We start from the raw sequence: 24,052 nt of genomic DNA on the forward strand, positions 1-24,052 counted from the left end.
GGCCCGTCGGATACGGATGGCAGGATCGGACCCATGTCCGATCAGCGTGATCCAGATCCGTACGACGCTCTGCTGCTGCTCTCCTTCGGCGGTCCGGAAGGCCCGGAGGATGTGGTTCCGTTCCTGCAGAACGTGACCCGCGGCCGGGGCATCCCCGACGAGCGGCTCAGGGAGGTGGGGCAGCACTACTTCCGCTTCGACGGCATCAGTCCCATCAACGGCCAGAACCGCGCCCTGCTCGACGCCCTGCGCAAGGACTTCGCGGAGCACGGCCTGGACCTGCCGGTCTACTGGGGCAACCGGAACTGGGCGCCGTATCTGACCGACACCCTGCGCGAGATGATCACCGACGGACGCAAGCGCATCGCGGTCCTCGCCACCAGTGCGTACGCCTCGTACTCCGGCTGCCGCCAGTACCGCGAGAACCTTGCCGACTCCCTCGCCGCGCTGGAAGCGGAAGGCCTGGAGCTGCCGCGCGTCGACAAGCTGCGGCACTACTTCAACCACGCCGGCTTCGTCGCGCCCATGATCGACGGCGTCCTCGCCTCTCTGGCCGCGCTTCCCGAGGACGTACGGGCAGGCGCGCACCTCGCCTTCACCACGCACTCCATCCCGACCTCGGCCGCCGAATCGGCTGGCCCCGAGGGCGGGGCGTACGTCGCCCAGCACCTGGACGTCGCGCAGGTGATCGCCGACGCGATCCACGAGCAGACCGGCGTCGCACACCCCTGGCAGCTCGTCTACCAGTCGCGCAGCGGCGCCCCGCACATCCCGTGGCTCGAGCCGGACATCTGCGACCACCTGGAGACCCTGCACGGCGAGGGCGCCCCGGCCGTCGTCATGGTCCCCATCGGCTTCGTCTCGGACCACATGGAAGTCCTCTACGACCTGGACACCGAGGCCACCGACAAGGCCGCCGAGCTGAACCTGCCCGTCGCCCGCTCCGCGACGGTCGGCGCCGACCCGCGGTTCGCCGCCGCCGTGCGCGACCTGGTCCTGGAGCGCGCCGCGAGCGAGCGGGGCCTCTCCGTGGAGCGCTGCGCCCTGGGTGCGCTCGGCGCCTCGCACGACCTCTGCCCGGTCGGCTGCTGCCCGGCCCGCGCCCCCAGGCCCGCGGCCGCGGGCGCCGACAGCCCGTACGCATAAGGAGCCCTCGTGACCCCCGTGAGCGACCCCCTGACGTCCGAACTCCTCGCCCTCGCCCAGGAAGCGGCCCGCCGGGCCGGCGCGCTGCTGCGCGACGGACGCCCCGCCGACCTCGGCGTGGCCGCGACCAAGTCCAGCCCCATCGATGTCGTCACCGAGATGGACATCGCCGCCGAGAAGCTGATCACCGGCTACCTCGCCGAACACCGCCCCGACGACGGCTTCCTGGGCGAGGAAGGCGCATCCGTCGAGGGCAGCAGCGGCATCCGCTGGGTCGTCGACCCGCTCGATGGCACGGTCAACTACCTCTACGGACTGCCCACTTGGGCCGTCTCCATCGCCGCCGAACTCGACGGGGAGACGGTGGTGGGCGTGGTCGCGGCCCCGATGCGCGGCGAAACGTTCCACGCGGTGCGCGGCGGCGGTGCGTACCTGGGCGAGACACCGCTGCGGCACCGCCCGGCGCCCCCGCTCGACCAGGCGCTGGTCTCGACCGGCTTCAACTACGTCGCCACCGTCCGCACCCACCAGGCCGAGATCGCCCACCGGCTGATCCCGCAGTTCCGCGACATCCGCCGCGGCGGCTCGGCCGCGGTCGACCTCTGCGACGTGGCCGCGGGCCGCCTCGACGGCTACTACGAGCGCGGACTGCACCCCTGGGACCTGGCGGCCGGCGACCTCATCGCCCGCGAGGCGGGCGCCCTGACCGGCGGCCGCCCCGGCGAGCGTCCGTCCAACGACCTGGCGGTCGCGGCCTCACCCGGCGTCTTCGAGCCCCTGCAGGCGCTCCTGGAGGAGTACGGCGCCTGGCACGACTGAGCCGAAAGCCGTCCGTACACACGAGTGGGCCCCGAAGCCGTCCCGCGGCTCCGGGGCCCACTCGTGCCCTGCCTGAATCCTGGATCTGGATCCGGATCGTGCGTCAGACGCCCGCGGTGGTGACCTCGACGCCGTGTTCGGCGGCGAGACGGCGCAGGTCGTCCAGCTCGCCCTGCTCCACCTCCGCCAGGAACTCGTCGCCGGTCTCGCGAGCCCGGGTGAGGTCGGTTTCCGTGGCCTTTATGCGCTGCAGCAGTCCTGCGGTGAATGCGTCCATGGTGCGCCCCCTCGTCATGGGTCGGTGGCACGGGGGTGTGCCGAGGGTTGCCTGCGATCACACACTCCCTCTGGGGGACAGAGCGGGCTGTGGTACGCCACATACAGGGCGTGATCGCGGGGTGTGCAGTCGTCCTCCCCCCGCCTTCTCGTCAAGAAACCTCAACCCGTCCGGGAATCACGGAATTCCCCGTCGCACAGCACCGTCCGGCACCGCCTTACAGCCGGTTTATGGGCGTTAGGGGCAGGATGGATGCACACAGTCAGTGCTACAGACCTGCCCGTATGCACAAACCGCGGGCACGAGGGAAGGACAGCGCCGTGCGCGTACTCGTCGTCGAGGACGAGCAGTTGCTCGCCGATGCGGTGGCCACCGGACTCCGCCGGGAGGCCATGGCCGTCGACGTCGTGTACGACGGCGCCGCGGCCCTGGAGCGGATCGGGGTGAACGACTACGACGTGGTCGTACTCGACCGCGACCTGCCCCTGGTCCACGGCGACGACGTCTGCCGGAAGATCGTCGAGCTCGGGATGCCCACCCGCGTCCTGATGCTGACCGCCTCCGGCGACGTCAGCGACCGCGTCGAGGGCCTGGAGATCGGCGCCGACGACTACCTCCCCAAGCCCTTCGCCTTCAGCGAGCTCACCGCACGCGTCCGGGCGCTGGGCCGCCGTACGACGGTCCCGCTGCCGCCCATCCTGGAGCGCGCCGGCATCAAGCTCGATCCGAACCGCCGCGAGGTCTTCCGCGACGGCAACGAGATCCAGCTCGCGCCCAAGGAGTTCGCGGTCCTGGAGGTCCTGATGCGCAGCGAGGGCGCGGTCGTCTCGGCCGAGCAGCTCCTGGAGAAGGCCTGGGACGAGAACACCGACCCGTTCACCAACGTCGTACGGGTGACGGTCATGACCCTGCGCCGCAAACTCGGCGAGCCCCCCGTCATCGTCACCGTGCCCGGCTCCGGTTACCGGATCTGACCCCCGGTGGCCACAACTCCCGCGCCACCGGCGGCGCCCCCGAAACCGACCTGGGACCCGAAGTCGGCAGAGATGCCCTTCCCCTGGTTGCGCCCCACGATCCGGATACGTCTGACGCTGCTGTACGGCGGGATGTTCCTGATCGCGGGCATCGTGCTGCTCACGATCATCTACATGCTGGCCGCGCAGGCGCTCCACGTGGGCGCGGAGCTGCCGTTCAAGATGGTCTCCGGAAGCGTGTCGAGCAAGGTGTGCAACCTGCCCGACCAAGGCACGGTGGACGAGTTCAACGCGGCGATGAACGCGTGCGTCAACCATCAGCGTCAAGAGGCGCTCGACAACCTCCTCACCCGCTCGCTGTACGCCCTCGTGGGCCTCAGTGTCATCGCCTTCGCCGTCGGCTACGCCATGGCCGGCCGCGTCCTGCAGCCGCTCGGCAAGATGACCCGTACCGCCCGCCGCGTGGCCGGCACGGATCTGACCCGGCGCATCGAGCTCGACGGGCCCGACGACGAGCTCAAGGAGCTCGCCGACACCTTCGACGAGATGCTCGACCGGCTCGAGCGGGCCTTCACCGCCCAGCAGCGCTTCGTCGCCAACGCCTCGCACGAGCTGCGTACGCCGCTCGCCATCAACCGGACCCTCCTGGAGGTCCACCTCTCCGACCCCGGGGCTCCTGTGGAGCTCCAGCAGCTCGGCAAGACCCTCCTGGCCACCAACGAGCGCAGCGAGCAGCTCGTGGAGGGGCTTCTCCTGCTGGCCCGCAGCGACAACCAGATCGTCGAGCGCAAGCCCGTCGATCTCGCGGAGGTGGCGACGAGGGCCCTGGACCAGGCACACGCCGAGGCGGAGGCCAAGGGTGTGGAGATCCGCGGGGTGCAGGCTCCGGCGGTCGTACAGGGCAACGGAGTGCTCCTGGAGCGCATCGCCCTGAACCTCGTACAGAACGCCGTGCGCTACAACGTTCCCGAGGACGGCTGGGTGGAGGTCACCACCGAACTCCAGCAGGGGCAGGCCGTGTTGGTGGTCTCGAACACAGGTCCCGTGGTTCCCGCTTACGAGATCGACAACCTCTTCGAGCCGTTCAGACGGCTGCGTACGGAGCGGACGGGCAGCGACAAGGGCGTGGGGCTCGGCCTGTCCATCGCGCGCTCCGTCGCGCGCGCCCACGGAGGCCGTATCATCGCGGAGCCCCGCGACGGCGGCGGTCTCGTGATGCGCGTCACCCTGCCTGTCTGAGATGCTGCTCGACGCCGGTCCGGAAGTTCGCTTTGCGCGGAATTTTCGGGACCCGTTCCCGGAAAGATCGTGTGCGATCGATCACAGGGGCGATTTTCCGGCCATCTACTCTCCGTGATCGCAAAACCCCCGGAAAACCGGGAAAACCCCGGGTTTCCGGGGGGTGTGATCACGGGAAGTACACGGGGTGGCGCCCGTGAAGTGCGACATTCGGACCGTGTACGGTCCCGATCGCCATCCAAACTGATCACTCCAGGGGGATCCGGTTGGGTGTCGATTGAGTAACAGACCTTGATGTGAGGCAAAATCTCCGCCTCAGGTCGGGCACAAGTCCGGCCTCTCACGCGTTACGTGCGCTGAGACACCGCAGACACCCAGAGGGGGAGAGCGACTAAATGGCTACGGATTACGACACCCCACGCAAGACCGACGATGACGTCAACGAGGACAGCATCGAAGAGCTCAAGGCTCGTCGGAACGACAAGTCCACTTCGGCGGTCGACGTCGACGAGTTCGAGCAGGCCGAAGGCCTGGAGCTGCCCGGTGCGGACCTCTCCAACGAGGAGCTTTCCGTCCGGGTCCTGCCGCGGCAGGCCGACGAGTTCACCTGCATGAGCTGCTTCCTCGTGCACCACCGCAGTCAGCTGGCCCGCGAGAAGAACGGCCAGCCCATCTGCCGCGACTGCGACTGAGGTCAGGTCGGCCGTGGCAGGCGCGACACCGTCCCGGAAGCGAGGCTTCCGGCGCAAGGGGTCAACCGGGGTACAGCAGGGCGGCACAGGCCCGGCAGAAGGCGTAGCTGCGCCTGCCGAGCCCACCGCCCTGATGCCCTCGGAGCGTGAGCAGGGCGTAGAGGGCGGGTCCGGGACCGGGGCCCGCCGCCTGGGCGCTCTGAAGAACGGCGTGAAGAAGAGCAGCGACGGCGCGAAAGCAGGGATCGCGTACGTCGCCGACAGAATCATCGAGAACGCGCCCCGGATTCCGGTGCGCGATCTCGCGACCCTGCAGAAACACTTCCCGGGCCTGGGCCCGGAGGAGATCGCCGACAAGCTGGTCACCGGCGCGGCCGCGGCGACCTCCACCGTCGGCGCCGGCATCGGCGCCGCGGCGATGCTTCCCGTACCGCCCGCGATGCCGGCCGAGCTGGCCGCGGAGATCACGGGCGTGGCGGCGATCGAGATGAAGCTCATCGCCGAGCTGTACGAGGTCTACGGCCAGCGCCCGCCGGGCAGTCTGAAGCAGCGCACGACCACGTATCTGAACTCCTGGTCGGGCGAGCGCGGTATCGACGTCACCAAACCGATGACGGTGAACGCGGCGCTCGGCGGCCAGATGAAGCGCGAGCTGCGCCAGCAGATCATGAAGCGGATGATCCGGGACCTGCCGAACCTGGTGCCCTTCATGGTGGGCGCGGCCGTCGGCGCCGTGATGAACCGGCGCGACACCAAGAAACTCGCCGCACGCATCCGCACGGACCTGCGCAGGAACCAGGTGCCCTGGGACGCCTTGCCCGCGCTCCCGCCGCTGGAGCGGATCGAGGAGCCTGTGCAGTTGAACGGGCCAGAGGGGCCCAAGGCGCTGGATCCCTGAGGGTCGGCGGACGCCCGTCGCGGAGCGACTGATGTCCCAGTCGGCGCAGCTGCCCGAAGCCTGCGGAGCAGTGCGAGGGCGGCGTCGGGAAAAGGTGCGGATCGAGGAGCCCGTGCAGTTGAACGGGCCCGACGACCCCAAGGCGTTGGGGAGCTAGGCGGCTCGTACGGCTGCGAGCGCCGCCTTGAGCTGCTCGGGGTGGCGCGTGGAGAGGTACGCGTACGGCGTCGGGTCCGCCGGGTCGGTGATCTCGACCTTCAGCGCCGTCGGGATGTAGGCGCGCAGCAGCATGAACGCCCTGGTGTCCGCCTTGTGCGAGCGCCAGGCGCGCGCCTCCTCGGCGTCCAGGACCTCCGCCTCGCCCAGCGCCGAGAGCGGGATCTTCGCCTCGCCCGCGACCAGCGAGTCCGCGACCACGCGGATGCGCATCGAGCCGTACGCACTCACCACGACACCCGCGACCGCGGTGCCGCCGACCAGGCCGCCGAGCAGCGGCAGGGTGCCCAGCGGCAGGAACATCAGCGCGCAGGCGAAGCCCACGAGCAGGGACATGAACCACCAGGAGCGGGGTGCGGTGAGGCGTTCTTCGTAGGGCTGCATGAAACCAAGCTTGGCACGGCGTTCTGACTGCGGGTACGCGCAGGTAGGGTCTGCATCTGTGACAGGAACAACTGCAGCGCTGACGCCCCCGGCCGACGCCATAGCGCCGGTGCGGCACGCCGATGCCCCGGCCCCCGGAGAACTTCTCGGCGCGCACTACGGACACTGTTTCGGCTGCGGTGATCAACAGGCGCACGGACTCCACCTCCAGGCGCGCGCCGGTGAGGGCGTGCGGGTGTCCGCCGAGTTCACCGTGCAGGCCGCCCACCAGGGCGCCCCCGGGCTCGCGCACGGCGGCATTCTGGCCACCGCGCTGGACGAGACGCTCGGCTCGCTGAACTGGCTGCTGCGGGTCATCGCGGTGACCGGACGGCTCGAGACCGACTTCGTACGGCCCGTCCCCGTGGACACCGTGCTGCACCTGGAGGCCGAGGTCACCGCCGTGAGCGGGCGGAAGATCTACTCCCGGGCCGTGGGGCGGATCGGCGGCCCCGAGGGGCCCGTCGCGGTCCGTGCGAAGGCCCTTTTCATCGAGGTCAAGGTCGAGCACTTCACGGAGAACGGCCGGCCCGAGGAGATCCGGGCGGCCATGGACGACCCGGACATGACCAGGCGCGCACGTGCCTTCGAGGTGAACCCCTGATGCGTAACCCCGTAGATGTACTCATCCGCCGCGTTGACCCCGAGGTACCGATCCCCGCGTACGGGCACCCCGGCGACGCCGGAGCGGATCTCGTGACGACGGAAGCGGCCGAACTCGCCCCGGGAGAACGGGCGGTGCTGCCCACCGGAGTGTCTGTCGCTCTCCCGGACGGGTACGCGGCCTTCGTGCACCCCCGATCCGGTCTCGCAGCTCGCTGCGGAGTCGCCCTGGTGAATGCCCCAGGGACGGTTGATGCCGGGTACCGTGGGGAAATCAAGGTGATCGTGGTCAATCTCGACCCGCGCGAAACGGTGCGGTTCGAGCGATTCGACCGGATTGCCCAACTGGTCGTCCAGCAGGTCGAGAAGGTGCGCTTCCACGAGGTGGCGGAGCTTCCCGGCTCGGCGCGGGCCGAGGGGGGCTTCGGTTCCACCGGCGGTCATGCCGCGGTGGGCGGCTCACAGGGTGGGAATCGATACGCTTCGGTCGTATCCGACCGGGAAGGACAGTGACGTGTTCGGACGTCGCAAGAAGAACGGTTCCGACGAGGACCTGGCGGGCGAGGCCGAGCAGGTCGTCGACGGTACTGACGAGGGCGAGGCCGAAGAGGCCCCGCGCGTAGTGCTGGAGCCCGCTCCCCGTCCCGACGGACCGTGGGACAGCAGTGAGGTCTCCGAGGCCGGCGAAGGCCGCGTGGACCTGGGCGGACTCTTCGTGCCCGGGGTGGAGGGCATGGAGCTGCGCGTCGAGGTCGCGGGTGACGCGATCGTCGCGGCCACGGTCGTCCTGGGCGACAGCGCCGTACAGCTGCAGGCCTTCGCCGCGCCCAAGCGCGAGGGCATCTGGGGCGAGGTGCGCGAGGAGATCGCCTCGGGCATCACCCAGCAGGGTGGTGTGATCGACGAGATCGAGGGCCCGCTGGGCTGGGAGCTGCGTGCGCAGGTCCCCGTACAGCTGCCCGACGGGACCAACGGCGTGCAGCTGGTGCGCTTCGTGGGCGTCGACGGCAAGCGCTGGTTCCTGCGCGGGGTCATCTCCGGCCAGGGCGCGGTGCAGCCGCAGGCCGCCGGGGTCCTGGAGCAGATCTTCCGGGACACCGTGGTCGTACGGGGCGAGGGGCCGATGGCGCCGCGCGACCCGATCGTCCTCAAGCTCCCGGACGACGCGCAGATGATGCCCGACGGTGTCCAGCAGGAGGACCAGGAGGGCTCGCGCTTCTCCGGTGGCATGGGACAGCTTCAGCGCGGTCCGGAGATCACCGAGGTCCGCTGACCCGCTCCCGTTCGTGGCCGGTGGCCCGCACGCCCCTTTCGAGGGGATGCGGGCCACCGGCCTTTTCGCTGACCCCCGGCCTGCCCCCGAGGCATTGCCCGCAGGCCCGGCGCGCGGCGATACTGGCGCCTGATCACCGCACCGTACGGGGGAGACCATGACCGAGAACACCAGCGGCCAGTCCGGCACGGCCGTCGTCGACGACCCGGCCGGCCGCCCGATGATCCGGGTGGAGAACCTCCACCGCTCCTACGGCACCGGGCCCTCCGCCGTCCACGCCCTGCGCGGCGTCTCCTTCGACGTACCCAGAGGCGAGCTCGTCGCCCTCAAGGGCCGCTCGGGCTCCGGCAAGACGACCCTGCTCAACCTGGTCGGCGGCCTCGACAGCCCCGACGAGGGCCGGATATCCGTCGACGGCACCGAACTCTCCGGCCTCGGCGAGAACGGCCTCCTGGAGCTGCGCCGCGACCGCGTCGGCTTCATCTTCCAGTCCTTCGGCCTGATCCCCATCCTCTCCGCCGCCGAGAACGTCGGCGTCCCCATGCGCCTGCGCAAGACCGACCCGCGCGAGCGCGAGGAGCGCGTCGAGCTGCTGCTCTCCCTGGTCGGCCTCTCCGACCACGCCCAGCAGCGCCCCGGCGAACTCTCCGGCGGCCAGCAGCAGCGCGTCGCCATCGCCCGCGCGCTCGCCAACAGCCCGGCGCTGCTGATCGCGGACGAGCCGACCGGACAGCTGGACGCGGAGACCGGGCTCGCGGTGATGGAGCTGCTGCGCGCGGTCGTACGGAGCGAGGGCGTGACTGTCCTGGTCGCCACCCACGACAACCAGCTGCTCGGGCTGGCCGACCGGGTGCTCGAACTGAGCGACGGGCACATCGTCGAGCACGGCTGAGACGGCCCTGCGCGTCAGAGACACGTCAAGACGATCACCGGTGGACCACCTCGTCCGGAATGCCCGTTTCTTTGCCCGTAAAGTCAAGGCATGGCACGCGGGAAGCTTCGGATATATCTCGGCTCGGCACCGGGCGTCGGCAAGACGTACGCGATGCTGTCCGAGGCTCACCGCCGGATGGAGCGCGGCACCGATTGTGTGGTGGCGTTCGTCGAGCACCACGGGCGGCCGCGCACCGAAGTGATGCTGCACGGGCTGGAGCAGATCCAGCGCCGCGAGATCGAGTACCGCGGCACCTTCTTCACCGAGATGGACGTGGACGCCGTCCTGGAGCGCAGGCCGGCCGTCGCGCTCGTCGACGAGCTGCCGCACACCAATGTCCCCGGTTCGCGCAACACCAAGCGCTGGCAGGACGTCGAGGAGCTGCTCGCCGCCGGGATCGACGTCGTCTCCACCGTCAACATCCAGCATCTGGAGTCGCTGGGCGACGTCGTCGAGTCGATCACCGGCGTACGGCAGCGGGAGACCGTTCCCGACGAGGTCGTGCGCAGGGCCGACCAGATCGAGCTCGTCGACATGTCGCCCCAGGCGCTCCGCCGCCGTATGGCGCACGGCAACATCTACAAGGCCGAGAAGGTCGACGCGGCCCTCTCCAACTACTTCCGCCTGGGCAACCTCACCGCCCTGCGCGAGCTCGCGCTGCTCTGGCTGGCCGACCGGGTCGACGAGTACCTCCAGCAGTACCGCGGCGAGCACAACATCAAGGCCACCTGGCAGGCCCGCGAGCGCATCGTCGTCGGCCTCACCGGCGGGCCCGAGGGACGCACGCTGATACGCCGTGCCGCCCGGATGGCGGCCAAGGGCTCCGGCAGCGAGATTCTCGCCGTGTACGTCGCCCGCAGCGACGGGCTCACCTCCGCGTCCCCCAAGGAGCTCGCGGTCCAGCGGACGCTGGTCGAGGACCTGGGCGGAACGTTCCACCACGTCATAGGCGACGACGTGCCGCCGGCGCTCCTCGAGTTCGCGCGCGGTGTCAACGCCACCCAGATCGTGCTCGGCTCCAGCCGCCGCAAGGCCTGGCAGTACATCCTGGGACCCGGCGTCGGACAGACCGTGGCCCGCGACTCCGGGCCCGACCTGGACGTCCACATCGTCACCCACGAGCACGTCGCCAAGGGGCGCGGACTGCCCGTCGCGCGCGGGGCGCGGCTCGGCAAGGTCCGCATCATCTGGGGCTGGCTCGCCGGAGTGGTGGGACCCGCGCTCCTCACCGTGATCCTGACCAACACCAGCGCCGATCTCGGCCTCGCCAACGACATGCTGCTGTTCCTGGCCCTGACGGTGGCCGCGGCCCTGCTCGGCGGGCTCCTGCCCGCGCTCGCCTCGGCGGCCTTCGGATCGCTGCTCCTCAACTACTTCTTCGCGCCGCCGCTGCACCGGTGGACGATCTCCGACCCCAAGAACATCGTCGCCATCGTGATCTTCGTGTCGGTCGCGGTCGCGGTCGCCTCCGTGGTCGACCTGGCCGCCCGCCGCACCCACCAGGCCGCCAGGCTGCGCGCCGAGTCGGAGATCCTCTCCTTCCTCGCGGGCAGCGTGCTCCGGGGCGAGACCACGCTGGACGCCCTGCTGGAGCGCGTACGGGAGACCTTCGCGATGGAGTCCGTGGCACTCCTGGAGCGCGCCAGCGACGTCGACCCCTGGACCTGCGCGGGCAGCGTCGGGCCCCGGCCGCTCGCCCGGCCCGAGGACGCCGATGTCGACATGCCGATCGGCGACAACATGGCGCTGGCCCTCTCGGGACGCGTACTGCCCGCCGAGGACCGGCGCGTGCTCGGCGCCTTCGCCGCCCAGGCCGCCGTCGTACTGGACCGCCAGCGCCTGGTCGGCGAGGCCGAGGAGGCCCGCAGGCTCGCCGAGGGCAACCGGATCCGCACCGCGCTCCTCGCCGCTGTCAGCCATGACCTGCGTACGCCGCTCGCCTCCATCAAGGCGGCCGTCACCTCACTGCGCTCCGACGACATCCAGTGGTCCGAGGAGGACGAGGCCGAGCTGCTCGCAGGGATCGAGGAGGGCGCCGACCGCCTCGACCATCTCGTAGGCAATCTGCTCGACATGTCCCGGCTGCAGACCGGCACCGTGACCCCCCTGATCCGCGAGATCGACCTCGACGAGGTGGTCCCGATGGCGCTCGGCGGCGTACCGGAAGGCAGCGCGGAACTCGACATCCCCGAGTCCCTGCCGATGGTCGCGGTCGACCCGGGCCTGCTGGAGCGGGCCGTCGCCAACATCGTCGAGAACGCCGTGAAGTACAGCCCGGACGGCAAGCCCGTCCAGGTCTCCGCCAGCGCCATGGCCGAGCGCGTGGAGGTACGCGTCACCGACCTCGGACCCGGCGTGCCCGACGACGCCAAGGACAAGATCTTCGAGCCCTTCCAGCGGTACGGCGACGCCCCGCGCGGCGCCGGAGTGGGCCTCGGCCTCGCCGTCGCCCGCGGCTTCATCGAGTCCATGGGCGGCACCCTCGCCGCCGAGGACACCCCCGGAGGGGGCCTCACCATGGTCCTCACCCTCAGAGCGGTGAGCGGCCACGACGCCGTACCCGCGGATCTCCCCGCCCAGGTCACCTCATGACCCCTCCGACAGCAGAAAGCAGGAATGCGATGACCCGGGTCCTGGTGGTCGAGGACGAGCCGCAGATCGTGCGCGCCCTCGTGATCAACCTGAAGGCGCGGAAGTACGAGGTCGACGCGGCCCCCGACGGCGCCACCGCCCTCCAGCTGGCCGCGGCCCGCCATCCCGACGTGGTCGTCCTCGACCTCGGCCTGCCCGACATGGACGGCGTCGAGGTGATCAAGGGTCTGCGCGGCTGGACCCGCGTCCCGATCCTGGTGCTCTCCGCCCGCCACACCTCCGACGAGAAGGTCGAGGCGCTGGACGCGGGCGCCGACGACTACGTCACCAAGCCCTTCGGCATGGACGAGCTCCTCGCCCGGCTGCGGGCCGCGGTCCGCCGGGCCGAGCCGGTCGGCGGCCAGGACGGCGCCGGCGATGACGTCTCACTGGTCGAGACGGAGAACTTTGTCGTCGACCTCGCCGCGAAGAAGGTGCGGCGCGAGGGGCGCGACGTGCGCCTGACCCCGACGGAATGGCACCTGCTCGAGGTGCTGGTGCGCAACACCGGCCGTCTGGTCAGCCAGAAGCAGCTGCTCCAGGAGGTCTGGGGGCCTTCGTACGGCACAGAAACCAACTATCTGCGGGTGTACATGGCCCAGCTGCGGCGCAAGCTGGAGACAGATCCCTCTCACCCCCGGCACTTCGTCACCGAGCCGGGAATGGGTTACCGCTTCGAGCGTTAGGCTTCCCGTATGAGCGCTAAGCCGACCGGCCGCTTTCGCCGGATGATCGACAGGCTGTCGTCGTCCCAGGAAGACCTGCACTCCGCGGAGCTGCAGGAGGACACGCAGGCCACGGGGTGCACCCGTATCACGGACTGCGGAGACCGGCAGATCGTCAAGGTCACTGGTACCTTGCGCACGGTCACCCTGCGCCCTCGGGCGGGCGTGCCCGCCCTGGAGGCCGAGCTGTTCGACGGCACGGCCCCGCTGGACGTGGTGTGGCTGGGCCGGCGCTCCATCGTGGGTATAGAGCCGGGCCGCAAACTGATTGCCTCCGGCCGGATCTCCATGAGCCACGGCCGCAGGGTGCTGTTCAATCCCAAGTACGAACTGCGACCGATCGGACAGGAGTAGCCGGTGACGTCGATCGACAAGCCGACCACCACACCGGAGAGCGACGCCGAGTCCAAGGCCGTGACCGAGGCCGCGCTCTCCGAGGCCTTCGGCGGCGTGCGCGGCATGGCGGAGACGATTCTCCCCGGTCTGCTCTTCGTGATGATCTACACGATCAACCAGGACCTGCACTCCGCGGCGATCGCCGCGCTCGCGGTGTCCCTGGTGCTGGTCGCCGTGCGCCTGGTCCGCAAGGACACGGTCAAGCACGCCTTCAGCGGCGTCTTCGGCGTCGTCATCGGTGTGGTCTTCTCGATGTTCACCGGCGACGCCAAGAACTTCTACCTGCCGGGGATGCTCTACGGCGTCGGCACGGGGCTCGCGTACATCGTCTCCGCGCTGGTCGGCTTCCCTCTGATCGGGCTGATCCTCGGGCCGATCTTCAAGGAGAACCTCTCCTGGCGCACGAGGAACCCGGGCCGCAAGTCGGCGTACATGAAGTCGAGTTGGGCCTGGGGCCTGATCTTCCTCGCCAAGTACGCGATTCTGTTTCCGCTGTACTGGTGGGGCGACACCACGCAGTTCGGCTGGGTGGTCATCGCGCTGAAGCTGCCGCCGATGCTGCTCGCGATCTATCTGACGTGGGTCTTCCTGTCGAAGGCGCCGCCGCCCATCGACGTGTTCGCGGAGATGGAGGCGGAGGAGCAGGCCGAGAAGGCCCGTAAGGCCGCCGCGGCTCAGCAGAGCGAGGCGTAGCCGTAGTTACGTGGCAAGGGCCCGGGACCGTGATGGTCCCGGGCCCTTCGCGTTGGCTGTGTCAGGCGGTCTCCCGGCGGACCGACAGCAGGTCCTCCAACTGTTCCTCACGCGCCTGAGCCGCCACGAACAGCAGCTCGTCGCCCGCCTCCAGGGTCTCCTCCGGGCTCGGCGTCAGGACGCGCGTACCGCGGATGATGGTGACCAGCGAGGTGTCCTCGGGCCAGGCCACGTCCGAGACCTGGGTGCCGGCCAGCGCCGACTCCGGGGGCAGCGTGAGCTCGACCAGGTTGGCGTCGCCGTGGCTGAAGCGCAGCAGCCGTACGAGATCGCCGACGCTCACCGCCTCTTCCACCAGCGCCGACATCAGACGCGGCGTGGAGACCGCGACATCGACGCCCCAGGACTCGTTGAAGAGCCATTCGTTCTTGGGGTTGTTGACGCGGGCCACGACCCGCGGCACCCCGTACTCGGTCTTGGCGAGCAGCGAGACGACCAGGTTGACCTTGTCGTCACCCGTCGCAGCGATCACCACGTTGCAGCGCTGCAGCGCGGCCTCGTCCAGCGAGGTGATCTCGCAGGCGTCGGCCAGCAGCCACTCGGCCATCGGCACCCGCTCCACCGAGATGGCGGTGGGGGCCTTGTCGACGAGGAGCACCTCGTGCCCGTTCTCCAGGAGCTCGCCCGCGATGGAACGGCCCACGGCGCCGGCTCCGGCAATAGCGACACGCATCAGTGACCACCCTCCTCGGGGCCCTGGGCGAAGACCGCCTCGACCTTCTCCACCTCGTCCGTGTGCATCATCACGTGGACGAGGTCGCCCTCCTGGAGCACCGTCTGGGAGGTCGGCAGGACCGCCTCGCCGAGGCGCGTGAGGAAGGCGACGCGGACGCCGGTCTCCTCCTGCAGCGTGCTGATCTTGTGCCCGATCCAGGCCGTCGAGGTGTGCACCTCGGCCAGCTGGACGCCGCCGCTCGGGTCGCGCCACAGCGGTTCGGCGCCGGACGGCAGCAGCCGTCGCAGCATCTGGTCGGCGGTCCAGCGGACCGTGGCGACCGTCGGGATGCCCAGACGCTGGTAGACCTCGGCACGGCGGGGGTCGTAGATGCGGGCCGCGACGTTCTCGATGCCGAACATCTCGCGTGCGACGCGCGCGGCGATGATGTTCGAGTTGTCGCCGCTGCTCACCGCGGCGAACGCACCGGCCTCCTCGATCCCCGCCTCGCGCAGCGTGTCCTGGTCGAAGCCGACCCCGTTGACGCGGCGGCCGCCGAACCCGGCGCCCAGGCGGCGGAAGGCCGTGGGGTCCTGGTCGATCACGGCGACCGTGTGCCCCTGCTGCTCCAGGGTCTGCGCGAGAGCGGCTCCCACTCGCCCGCAGCCCATGATGACGATGTGCATCGGGCCCCTACCTCACCCTGTCCAGTGGGGCTTTGACCTGCACGTTCATCATCTTCTGTCCTTCCGTGCCCCTCCGGGGGCCATGACTGGGCTACGCGGCTCGGTGACGGCGGTGCGACGGCACTGTTCGTGCCCGCTCCGCCGTCATCGGACACGCTACCCGTACAGCCGAACGAAGCACGGGTCACGTCACGACTCAGTCCCAGAGGCTGCACCCGTGCTCGGCGCCGACCGTGCTGGAGACCGTGGTGCCGCCCGCCGACGCCGTGCGCAGGGACAGGGGGCGGCCGGGGTGGCTGCGCTGGTCGGGCATGGCCGGCTGTCCTGCGGCGCGGGGGGCGGAGCCGTGCACGAAGGAGCCCCAGTACTGCACCATCTGCCGGGACAGGGCGCGCTGCTCGGCGTTGAGCGGGGTCTCCAGGCCGAAGTGCTTGAAGAGGTACTGGACCTCGTTGACGTGGGTCGCGCCGAAGTCGAACGTCTTTCCGGCCTCCCGGATCGAGGCGAAGGGCGGGGAGGTGCGGTCGGCGAACTCGTACGCGTACACGGGCGCGCGCCCGGCCCCCGCGAGGGTGCGGTCGAGGCGCAGGGCCGGGCAGGCCATCAGCTGGTCGCCGACGGCCGCCGCGTAGGCGAGGGTCGGGGACGGATAGGCGCTGAGGGGGTAGCGGGCCAGGGCCTTCGCGCCGGTCGTGGGGCCGAAGGCCGACTTCAGGGCGTCGGGGTAGGCGGCCGCGGTCAGGGGCTTGCCCTGGCCGTCGTACGAGCCGTACGCGAAGAGCCGTCCCTCGTCCTTGTTGGCGCCGTTGAGGACCGGCACGTTGCCCGCGCGCCCGGAGGCGAGGGCCGCGGCCGGCTGCTGCGGCAGGAAGGCGCCGCCCGTCACCGGGCCCCAGTCGAAGCCCGACTGGGCGGCGAGGACGTCCTGGGCGGGCTTGCGGCGCAGACAGGCCACGGTGTCCTGGGCCGTGTCGCAGCCGAGCTTCGCGGCGAACGCGGCGCCCGCGGCGACGGCCGTCTGCTGGGTGCGGGCCGCGCAGTCGCCGTACGCCCCGCTCTCGATGATCCCGGCCCGGAACAGCCCGCGCGCCGTCGGCGAGGCGAGCTGGGTGCAGACGGAGCGGCCGCCCGCGGACTCGCCCGCGATCGTGACGCGGTGCGCGTCGCCGCCGAAGCGGCCGATGTTGGCGCGCACCCAGCGCAGCGCGAGCTGCTGGTCCTGCATGCCGAAGTTGCCCGAGACGCCGTCCTTCGCCTCGTGGTCGAGTCCGGCGGAGGCGAGGAAGCCCATCGCGCCGAGGCGGTAGTTGACGCTCACCACAACCGTGCCGGTCTGCCGCGCGAAGGTGTCGGGCACGATGTCGCTGCCCGCGCCCGCGGTCAGCCCGCCGCCGTGCAGCCAGACCATGACGGGCCTGTCGCCGCTGCCCCCGGGTGCGTAGACATTGAGGTCGAGACAGTCCTCGGTGTACGTGGGGTCCTGGTAGCCGGGGTCCCAACTCGCGCTCTGCACACAGCGGTTGCTGAAGTCGGTGGCCTTGCGGACGCCCTGCCAGGACTTCGCGGGGCGCGGCTCGGCCCAGCGCAGCTCGCCGACGGGCGGCTGTGCGTACGGGATGCCGAGGAACTGGCGCCCTTCCGCGGTGGACTGCCCGCGGACCCAGCCGTCCTGCGTGCGGACGAGGGTGCTGTCGTGGTGGGCGGCGGTGGCCTGGGCGGGCAGGGCCGCCGCGAGAAGTGCCGCGAGTGCGGCGACGGCCGCCGCTGCCCCGCGGATGCGACTGGTCCTCATGTCAGTTGTCCCTTCCGCGGCCGATGACGACGGTCCTTGTGAGCCGGGGGTCGCGCGAGGAGGAGCCCACCTGGACGGTGCGGCGGCCGCTTCCGAGCACCCAGCGGTGCCGTTTCGCGTCCCAGGAGGAGAGTGTGCGGGCCGCGACGCGCACCGTGACGTGGCGGTGTTCGCCGGGTGCGAGGTGGATCCGGCGGTAGCCGGCGAGGGTGCGTACGGCCTGGTCGAGCTTGAGGTCCGGTGACCTGCCGACGTATATCTGCGCGACCTCGACCCCCGCGCGCCGCCCGGTGTTGCGCACGGTGAACCGCGCCTCGAAGCCGCCGCCGGAGGGCCGCAGGGTCAGGTCGCCGTAGGCGAAGGAGGTGTACGAGAGCCCGTGGCCGAAGGGGAAGAGCGGGTCGATGCCCTGGGCGTCGTACCAGCGGTAGCCGAGATGGATGCCCTCGGAGTACTCCTCCCTGCCGTTGACCCCGGGGTAGCGCAGCGGGTCGCCCGCCATGGGGTGGCGGGTGTCGGAGACCGGGAAGGACTGGGTGAGCCGGCCGCCCGGGTCGCAGTCGCCGAAGAGCACGGCGGCCGTGGCGGCGGCGCCCTCCTGGCCCGGGTAGTACATCTGCAGGACGGCGGCGACGTCGTCGAGCCACGGCATGGTCGTCGCCGACGAGGTGTTGAGGACCACGGTGGTCCGCGGGTTGGCGGCCGCCACTGCGGCGATCAGTTCGTTCTGCTGTCCGGGCAGGGCGAGCGTCGTACGGTCGAGACCTTCGGTGGCGTCCTCGTACGCGAAGAGGACCACGCTGCGGGCGCCGCGCGCGGTCCTGACGGCCGCGGCGACGTCGGCCGCCCTGGTCGCGGAGTTGAAGCGGCGCAGCCGGAAGGTCTGGCCCGCGTCGCCGCCCTTCGCGGTGATCTGCAGCCGGTGCTGACCCTGGGTGAGCGCGACGGGGGTGCGGCGCAGCATCAGTCCGTCGGGGGCGACTCCGGTCAGGCCGCCCGCGAAGTACTCGCCGTAGCCGGGCAGCAGCGGGAAGAGCTCCTTGCCGTCGAGCAGCACGGTGGGGCGTGCGCCCGAGTAGTGGATGGCGAAGGTCCACTCGTCGGCCGCGTCGACGGTGAGCGTTCCGTCGTACGACCAGGTCTCACCGGCCGCGACCTTGCGCGCGTCGAGGTCCGCCGCCGGGGTGAGCTGCGCCGGGGGAAGGGGCTTGCCGAAGATGTCCTCGCCGAGCGCGTACGAGACCTGCGCGCGGTGTCCGGCCCGGGAAGTGATGGCGTCGAGCGGGCTGTCGGCGTGGTCGGGGGTGACGTGGGAGCTTCCGCCGCCGCTGACGAACGGGACGGTGGCGGTGGGTCCGACGACGGCGATGTCGCGGGCGGCGGAGCCGGTGAGCGGCAGGGCGCGGTCGCGGTTGCGCAGCAGGGTCGCGCCCGCCTCGGCCACCTCGCGGGCCACGGCGGCCCCGGCCTCGGCGTCGCGCGCGGGCCGGGTCGGCACCGTACCGCCCAGAAGATCGAAGCGGTCCATCACGCCGAGGATGCGGCGCACGCTGCGGTCGATCCAGGCCTCGGGCACGGTCCTGTCCTGGACGGCCTTCTTCAGCGCGGCGCCGAAGTAGATCCCGCCCGGCATCTCCATGTCGAGGCCGGCGGCGATCGACGCGACGGTGCTGTGCGCGGCGAACCAGTCGGTCATCACCCAGCCGTCGAAGCCCCACTGGTCGCGGAGGATGCCGGTGAGCAGGTCCTTGTTCTCGCAGGCGAAGGTGCCGTTGACCCTGTTGTACGAGCCCATGACGGCGCCCGCGCCGGCTGCGACCGCGGACTCGAAGCCCCGCAGCTCCAGCTCGTGCATGGTCTGCTCGTCGGCCCGTACGTCGACGGAGTCGCGGTCCTTCTCCTGGTTGTTCAGCGCGAAGTGCTTGACGGTGGCGATGAGCCCCTCGCCCTGGATCCCCGTGATCTCCGCGGCGACGAGGTCGGAGGCGAGCAGCGGGTCCTCGCTGAAGGTCTCGAAGTTGCGGCCCGCGTACGGGGTCCGGATGAGGTTGACCATGGGGGAGAGGAGCACGTCCTGCTCCAGGGCGCGGCCCTCGTGGCCGATGACCTTCCCGTACCGGCGGGCCAGCTCCGGGTCGAAGGCCGAGGCGAGGAGTACGGGGGCGGGGAGCGCGGTGGCGTGCGCGGTGACGCGGACTCCGGCGGGTCCGTCCGTGAGGCGCAGGGGCGGGATGGCGAGGCGCGGTATCCCGGGGATGTATCCGGCCTGACCGAGGTTCCTGGGGTCGGTGGTGCCGGAGAGGAAGGTGAGCTTCTCGTCGAGGGTGAGCCGGGCGAGCAGCGACTCCACACGGCGGGTGCGGGCGCCGGACCCTGCCGGGGCGGTCGTGGCGTGGGCGGCGGGCAGTCCGGTGGTGGCTGCCGCGACCACGGCGATGGAGCCGCCGAGCAGGCGCAGGGCCGATCGTCTGGACACGGGGCGGGACACGATGTCGGGCATGGACCGTCACTCCTTCTGTATCGGGACGTGATGGTGTGCATCACTTGCACGTGTCAATGACAGGGTTGTGTTCAGCCCTTGAACGTGTGTCAGTGATTTCGGCCGGAAAGCTATGACCGCAGCTGACGCGTGTCAATGAGTTGAACAAGAAACGAAGTTGGGCCCTCACGGCGACGGGCGGTCGGGGGCACCCCGTACGGAACCCTCCACGAATGGACCCAGGGGATTCACAGCGATAAGTGGGTGGTGGGTGGGCGGCACCCATATCGAACGCTTACGATCCTCTGCGTGTCCAAACTGACCGACGTGCCCAAACGGATCCTGATCGGCCGGGCCCTGCGCAGCGACAAGCTGGGAGAAACGCTCCTCCCCAAGCGCATCGCACTCCCCGTCTTCGCCTCCGACCCTCTGTCCTCGGTGGCGTACGCCCCGGGAGAAGTGCTGCTCGTACTCTCGATCGCGGGTGTGTCGGCGTACCACTTCAGCCCGTGGATCGCGGTCGCTGTCGTGGTGCTGATGTTCACCGTGGTGGCCTCGTACCGGCAGAACGTGCACGCCTACCCGAGCGGCGGCGGTGACTACGAGGTCGCCACCACCAACCTCGGCCCCAAGGCCGGTCTCACCGTGGCCAGCGCCCTGCTGGTGGACTACGTCCTCACGGTGGCCGTGTCGATCGCCTCCGGAGTGGAGAACCTCGGCTCGGCGATCCCGTTCGTCGTGGAGCACAAGGTGCTCTGCGCGGTCGCGACCGTCGTCCTGCTGACCCTGATGAACCTGCGCGGGATGAAGGAGTCGGGCAAGCTCTTCGCGATCCCGACCTACGTCTTCGTCGCGGGCGTCTTCATCATGCTGCTCTGGGGCGGCTACCGCGGACTGATCGCGGGCGACAACATGGAAGCCCCGACGGCCAACCTCTCGATCCATGCGGAACAGGGCGGCCTCGCCGGATTCGCCCTGGTCTTCCTCCTCCTGCGGGCCTTCTCCTCCGGCTGTGCGGCGCTCACCGGCGTCGAGGCCATCAGCAACGGCGTCCCCGCCTTTCGCAAGCCCAAGAGCAAGAACGCGGCGACCACGCTCGCCCTGATGGGCGGCCTCGCCGTCACCATGTTCTGCGGCATCATCGCGCTGGCCATGACCACCGACGTGAAGATGGCCGAGAACCCGGCGACCGACCTGCTCAAGAACGGCACCCCGGTCGGTTCCGGTTTCGTACAGAACCCGGTGATCTCGCAGGTCGCCGAGGCCGTCTTCGGCAAGGGCTCGTTCCTCTTCGTGGTGCTCGCCGCAGCCACCGCGCTGGTCCTCTTCCTGGCCGCCAACACCGCGTACAACGGCTTCCCGCTGCTCGGCTCGATCCTCGCGCAGGACCGTTACCTCCCGCGCCAGCTGCACACCCGCGGAGACCGCCTCGCCTTCTCCAACGGCATCGTGCTGCTGGCCGGCGCGGCCGTGCTGCTGATAGTGATCTACGGCGCCGACTCGACGCGCCTCATCCAGCTCTACATCGTCGGTGTCTTCGTCTCCTTCACGCTCAGCCAGACCGGCATGGTCCGTCACTGGAACCGCCACCTGCGCACCGAGACCGACCCCAACAAGCGCCGCAAGATGATCCGTTCACGCGCGATCAACACCTTCGGCGCCTTCTTCACCGGCCTGGTCCTGGTCGTCGTCCTGGCCACCAAGTTCACGCACGGCGCCTGGGTCGCCCTGCTCGGCATGGTGATCTTCTACGGCACGATGTCCGCGATCCGCAGGCACTACGACCGGGTCACCGACGAGATCGCGGCCCCCGAAGTCCCCTCCGACGACACCGTGCGCCCCTCCCGGGTCCACTCGATCGTCCTGGTCTCCAAGCTGCACAAGCCGACGCTGCGCGCCCTCGCGTACGCCAAGCTGATGCGCTCGGACCAGCTGGAGGCGCTCTCGATCGGCGTCGACCAGGCCGAGACCAAGGCGCTCAAGGAGGAGTGGGAGCGGCGCGGCATCAATGTGCCGCTGAAGATCCTCGACTCCCCGTACCGCGAGATCACCCGGCCGATCATCGAGTACGTGAAGGGCCTGCGGCGCGAGAGCCCGCGGGACGTCGTCTCCGTCTACATCCCGGAGTACGTCGTCGGCCACTGGTACGAGCACCTCCTGCACAACCAGAGCGCCCTGCGCCTCAAGGGCCGGCTGCTCTTCCTGCCCGGCGTGATGGTCACCTCGGTGCCGTACCAGCTGGAGTCCTCCGAGGCCGCGAAGGTGCGGGCGCGCAGGCGGGCCGAGTGGAACGCGCCGGGTGCGGTGCGTCGTGGCCCGGTCAGCCAGCGCCCCAAGGAGCCGACGAACAAGAGCTGACCCCCGTCGCCTCTCGTTGGCGAGCGGCCGGACAACACCCACGTAGACTGGTGGGTCGTTGTCCGGCCGCTTCCCTTTTGACCTCTGGAGTCACCCCACCATGCAGAACGCGAACGCACCTGAGTCTTCGCTGGTCGGGGAGGAGTACGAGGTCGAGGTCGGCCCCGTCGCACACGGCGGCCACTGCATCGCCCGTACGGAAGACGGCCGCGTCCTCTTCGTACGCCACACCCTGCCCGGCGAGAAGATCGTCGCCCGTGTCACCGACGGCGCCGAGGACTCGCGCTTCCTGCGCGCCGACGCGGTGAAGATCATCGAGGCGTCCAAGGACCGCGTCGAGGCGCCCTGCGAGTACGCGGGCCCCGGCAAGTGCGGCGGCTGCGACTGGCAGCACGCCAAGCCGGGCGCCCAGCGCCGCCTCAAGGGCGAGGTCATCGCCGAGCAGCTGCAGCGCCTCGCGGGCCTGACCCCCGAGGAGGCGGGCTGGGACGGCACGGTCATGCCGGCCGACGGCGACAAGCTTCCGCCCGGCGAGGTCCCGCAGTGGCGCACCCGCGTGCAGTACGCGGTCGACGCCGACGGCAACGCGGGTCTGCGCCGGCACCGCTCGCACGAGATCGAGCCGATCGAGCGGTGCATGATCGCGGCGCCCGGAGTGACGGAACTCGGCATCGAGGAGCGCGACTGGGCCGGCATGGCCTCGGTCGAGGCCATCGCGGCGACCGGCTCGAACGACCGCCAGGTGATCCTGGAGCCGCGCCCCGGCGCCCGCCTCCCGCTGGTCGAACTGGACAAGCCCGTCTCGGTCCTGCGCATCGAGGAGCACGACGGCGGGATCCACCGCGTGCACGGCCGGGCCTTCGTCCGCGAGCGGGCCGACGACCGCACCTACCGCGTCGGCAACGGCGGCTTCTGGCAGGTCCACCCGAAGGCCGCGGACACCCTGATGCGCGCCGTGATGCAGGGCCTGCTCCCGCGCAAGGGCGACATGGCACTCGACCTGTACTGCGGGGTCGGCCTCTTCGCCGGGGCCATCGCGGACCGCATCGGCGAGAAGGGCGCCGTGCTCGGCATCGAGTCGGGCAAGCGCGCCGTCGAGGACGCCCGGCACAACCTCCAGGGCTTCCCCCGGGTCCGTATCGAGCAGGGCAAGGTCGAGTCGGTCCTGCCCCGCACGGGCATCACGGAGGTCGACCTGATCGTCCTGGACCCGCCGCGCGCAGGAGCGGGCAAGCAGACGGTGAAGCAGCTGGCAGCCCTTGGGGCGCGGCGCATCGCGTACGTGGCGTGCGATCCGGCGGCGCTGGCACGGGACCTGGCGTACTTCAAGGAGGGCGGGTACAAGGTGCGGATGCTGCGGGCGTTCGACCTCTTCCCGATGACCCACCACGTGGAGTGCGTCGCGATCCTCGAGCCGATCGCCAAGGCTGCCTGACCTGTCTTACCTGCCTGACCTTTATCGCTGCGGTCCGTCCTCTGGGGTCCACCGACTGGTGGACCCCAGGTTCCACCAGTAGCCGCTGTCGACGACCCCGGCCTCTCAACGAGCCTTGGGGCATGAAGAGTTCACGCCGCACGCGGGTGCTGTCAGCCTCCGCCCCGGGCCCGGCCCACGAAGAGACCGTCCGGCTCAGCCACGTCAGCAAGGTGTACGGCGGGGCGAGGAATCCGGTGACCGCGCTCGACGATGTCACCCTCGGCCTGGAGCGCGGCACCTTCACCGCCGTCATGGGGCCCTCCGGGTCGGGCAAGTCCACGTTCCTGCACTGTGCCGCGGGTCTGGACCGGCCCACTTCGGGGTCGGTGCATCTGGAGGGGGTGGATCTCGCCTCGATGCGGGAGCGGTCCCTGACCGGCTTCCGGCGCGAGCGCATCGGCTTCGTCTTCCAGGCGTTCAACCTGCTGCCCGCGCTCAGCGTGGTGGACAACGTGACCCTGCCGCTGCGCCTCGCCGGCACCCGCCCCCGGCGGACCGTCGTGAACGGCACTGCTCACCGCCGTCGGCGCCGCGTACGTCGCGGCGCAGTCGGCCGCTCGCACCCGGCCCACCGAGGCGCTGGCCGAAGCCACGCTGCAGCGCCGC

22 protein-coding genes and 1 pseudogene are annotated in these 24,052 nt (G+C 70.5%); 17 read left to right on the plus strand and 6 right to left on the minus strand.

What is annotated here, in order from left to right; translation table 11 throughout:
* Positions 1 to 33: 33 nt before the first annotated feature.
* Together OG707_RS30810 and OG707_RS30815 are read left to right on the plus strand one after the other, a co-directional pair.
* Entirely contained in the window at positions 34 to 1,146 is a 1,113-nt protein-coding gene (locus OG707_RS30810; protein WP_329124071.1) for a ferrochelatase, read from the plus strand.
* A gap of 18 nt (positions 1,147 to 1,164) precedes the next feature.
* On the plus strand, positions 1,165 to 1,965 hold the full coding sequence (locus tag OG707_RS30815; RefSeq protein ID WP_329128071.1) for an inositol monophosphatase family protein: 801 nt from the start codon (positions 1,165 to 1,167) through the stop codon (positions 1,963 to 1,965).
* Positions 1,966 to 2,068: 103 nt separating this feature from the next.
* Here OG707_RS30815 and OG707_RS30820 read toward each other — a convergent pair whose 3' ends face one another.
* Positions 2,069 to 2,242: a hypothetical protein gene (locus OG707_RS30820; RefSeq protein ID WP_329124073.1), complete on the minus strand. Its 174-nt coding sequence runs from the start codon at positions 2,240 to 2,242 to the stop codon at positions 2,069 to 2,071.
* Positions 2,243 to 2,562: 320 nt separating this feature from the next.
* Here OG707_RS30820 and OG707_RS30825 point away from each other — a divergent pair, with 320 nt between their 5' ends.
* The 4 genes from OG707_RS30825 to OG707_RS30840 all read left to right on the plus strand — a co-directional run bounded on the left by OG707_RS30825 (position 2,563) and on the right by OG707_RS30840 (position 6,045).
* Positions 2,563 to 3,216 carry a response regulator transcription factor gene (locus OG707_RS30825; protein WP_329124075.1) on the plus strand — a complete coding sequence of 218 codons (654 nt, stop codon included), beginning with the start codon at positions 2,563 to 2,565 and terminating at the stop codon, positions 3,214 to 3,216.
* A gap of 6 nt (positions 3,217 to 3,222) precedes the next feature.
* The gene (locus OG707_RS30830; RefSeq protein ID WP_329124077.1) at positions 3,223 to 4,455 is read left to right on the plus strand and encodes a sensor histidine kinase; all 1,233 of its coding nucleotides are present in this window, start codon (positions 3,223 to 3,225) and stop codon (positions 4,453 to 4,455) included.
* Between the two features lie 395 nt (positions 4,456 to 4,850).
* Positions 4,851 to 5,147 carry a DUF4193 domain-containing protein gene (locus tag OG707_RS30835; RefSeq protein WP_206962697.1) on the plus strand — a complete coding sequence of 99 codons (297 nt, stop codon included), beginning with the start codon at positions 4,851 to 4,853 and terminating at the stop codon, positions 5,145 to 5,147.
* A 13-nt stretch (positions 5,148 to 5,160) separates the two neighbouring features.
* Positions 5,161 to 6,045 carry a hypothetical protein gene (locus OG707_RS30840; protein WP_329124080.1) on the plus strand — a complete coding sequence of 295 codons (885 nt, stop codon included), beginning with the start codon at positions 5,161 to 5,163 and terminating at the stop codon, positions 6,043 to 6,045.
* A gap of 153 nt (positions 6,046 to 6,198) precedes the next feature.
* Here the strand turns inward: OG707_RS30840 and OG707_RS30845 are convergent, their stop codons facing one another.
* A complete protein-coding gene (locus tag OG707_RS30845) occupies positions 6,199 to 6,645 on the minus strand; it encodes a DUF3093 domain-containing protein (RefSeq protein ID WP_329124082.1) in 447 nt (148 codons plus the stop codon).
* 58 nt (positions 6,646 to 6,703) lie between these two features.
* On the opposite strand from OG707_RS30845, the gene OG707_RS30850 reads away from it, so the two are divergent.
* From OG707_RS30850 to OG707_RS30885, 8 genes are all read left to right on the plus strand, one after another.
* The gene (locus tag OG707_RS30850; RefSeq protein ID WP_329124084.1) at positions 6,704 to 7,288 is read left to right on the plus strand and encodes a PaaI family thioesterase; all 585 of its coding nucleotides are present in this window, start codon (positions 6,704 to 6,706) and stop codon (positions 7,286 to 7,288) included.
* On the plus strand, positions 7,288 to 7,800 hold the full coding sequence (gene dut, locus OG707_RS30855) for a dUTP diphosphatase (RefSeq protein ID WP_329124086.1): 513 nt from the start codon (positions 7,288 to 7,290) through the stop codon (positions 7,798 to 7,800). Before OG707_RS30850 ends, dut begins: the two co-directional genes overlap by 1 nt.
* 1 nt (position 7,801) lies before the next feature.
* Positions 7,802 to 8,560: a DUF3710 domain-containing protein gene (locus tag OG707_RS30860; protein WP_329124088.1), complete on the plus strand. Its 759-nt coding sequence runs from the start codon at positions 7,802 to 7,804 to the stop codon at positions 8,558 to 8,560.
* Positions 8,561 to 8,717: 157 nt separating this feature from the next.
* Positions 8,718 to 9,452, plus strand: coding sequence for an ABC transporter ATP-binding protein (locus OG707_RS30865; protein ID WP_329124090.1), 735 nt, complete (start codon positions 8,718 to 8,720; stop codon positions 9,450 to 9,452).
* 90 nt (positions 9,453 to 9,542) lie between these two features.
* Complete coding sequence (locus OG707_RS30870) at positions 9,543 to 12,086, plus strand: sensor histidine kinase KdpD (protein ID WP_329124092.1); 2,544 nt, start codon at positions 9,543 to 9,545, stop codon at positions 12,084 to 12,086.
* A 29-nt stretch (positions 12,087 to 12,115) separates the two neighbouring features.
* Positions 12,116 to 12,811, plus strand: a complete 696-nt coding sequence (locus OG707_RS30875) for a response regulator (RefSeq protein ID WP_329124094.1) — start codon at positions 12,116 to 12,118, stop codon at positions 12,809 to 12,811.
* 9 nt (positions 12,812 to 12,820) lie between these two features.
* Positions 12,821 to 13,204, plus strand: coding sequence for an OB-fold nucleic acid binding domain-containing protein (locus tag OG707_RS30880; RefSeq protein ID WP_329124096.1), 384 nt, complete (start codon positions 12,821 to 12,823; stop codon positions 13,202 to 13,204).
* A 3-nt stretch (positions 13,205 to 13,207) separates the two neighbouring features.
* Complete coding sequence (locus OG707_RS30885; RefSeq protein WP_329124098.1) at positions 13,208 to 13,939, plus strand: DUF3159 domain-containing protein; 732 nt, start codon at positions 13,208 to 13,210, stop codon at positions 13,937 to 13,939.
* Positions 13,940 to 14,000: 61 nt separating this feature from the next.
* On the opposite strand, the gene OG707_RS30890 is transcribed toward OG707_RS30885, so the two are convergent.
* From OG707_RS30890 to OG707_RS30905, 4 genes are all read right to left on the minus strand, one after another.
* Positions 14,001 to 14,672, minus strand: coding sequence for a potassium channel family protein (locus OG707_RS30890; RefSeq protein WP_329124100.1), 672 nt, complete (start codon positions 14,670 to 14,672; stop codon positions 14,001 to 14,003).
* Positions 14,672 to 15,340 carry a potassium channel family protein gene (locus OG707_RS30895; protein WP_329124102.1) on the minus strand — a complete coding sequence of 223 codons (669 nt, stop codon included), beginning with the start codon at positions 15,338 to 15,340 and terminating at the stop codon, positions 14,672 to 14,674. Before OG707_RS30895 ends, OG707_RS30890 begins: the two co-directional genes overlap by 1 nt.
* 196 nt (positions 15,341 to 15,536) lie before the next feature.
* The gene (locus OG707_RS30900; protein WP_329124104.1) at positions 15,537 to 17,132 is read right to left on the minus strand and encodes a carboxylesterase/lipase family protein; all 1,596 of its coding nucleotides are present in this window, start codon (positions 17,130 to 17,132) and stop codon (positions 15,537 to 15,539) included.
* A gap of 1 nt (position 17,133) precedes the next feature.
* Positions 17,134 to 19,632 (minus strand): beta-glucosidase family protein, encoded by a 2,499-nt coding sequence (locus OG707_RS30905; RefSeq protein WP_329124106.1) that lies wholly within the window; start codon positions 19,630 to 19,632, stop codon positions 17,134 to 17,136.
* 288 nt (positions 19,633 to 19,920) lie between these two features.
* Between OG707_RS30905 and OG707_RS30910 the strand changes: the two genes are divergently transcribed.
* From OG707_RS30910 to OG707_RS42460, 3 genes and pseudogenes are all read left to right on the plus strand, one after another.
* Positions 19,921 to 21,969, plus strand: a complete 2,049-nt coding sequence (locus OG707_RS30910) for an APC family permease (protein WP_329124108.1) — start codon at positions 19,921 to 19,923, stop codon at positions 21,967 to 21,969.
* Positions 21,970 to 22,069: 100 nt separating this feature from the next.
* Positions 22,070 to 23,404, plus strand: a complete 1,335-nt coding sequence (locus tag OG707_RS30915) for a class I SAM-dependent RNA methyltransferase (RefSeq protein ID WP_329124110.1) — start codon at positions 22,070 to 22,072, stop codon at positions 23,402 to 23,404.
* Between the two features lie 293 nt (positions 23,405 to 23,697).
* Positions 23,698 to 23,901: pseudogene (locus tag OG707_RS42460) on the plus strand (ATP-binding cassette domain-containing protein); the annotation flags it as partial.
* Between the last annotated feature and the right edge of the window lie 151 nt (positions 23,902 to 24,052).

Origin of the sequence: Streptomyces sp. NBC_01465, assembly GCF_036227325.1 — a bacterium.
Classification (GTDB): domain Bacteria; phylum Actinomycetota; class Actinomycetes; order Streptomycetales; family Streptomycetaceae; genus Streptomyces.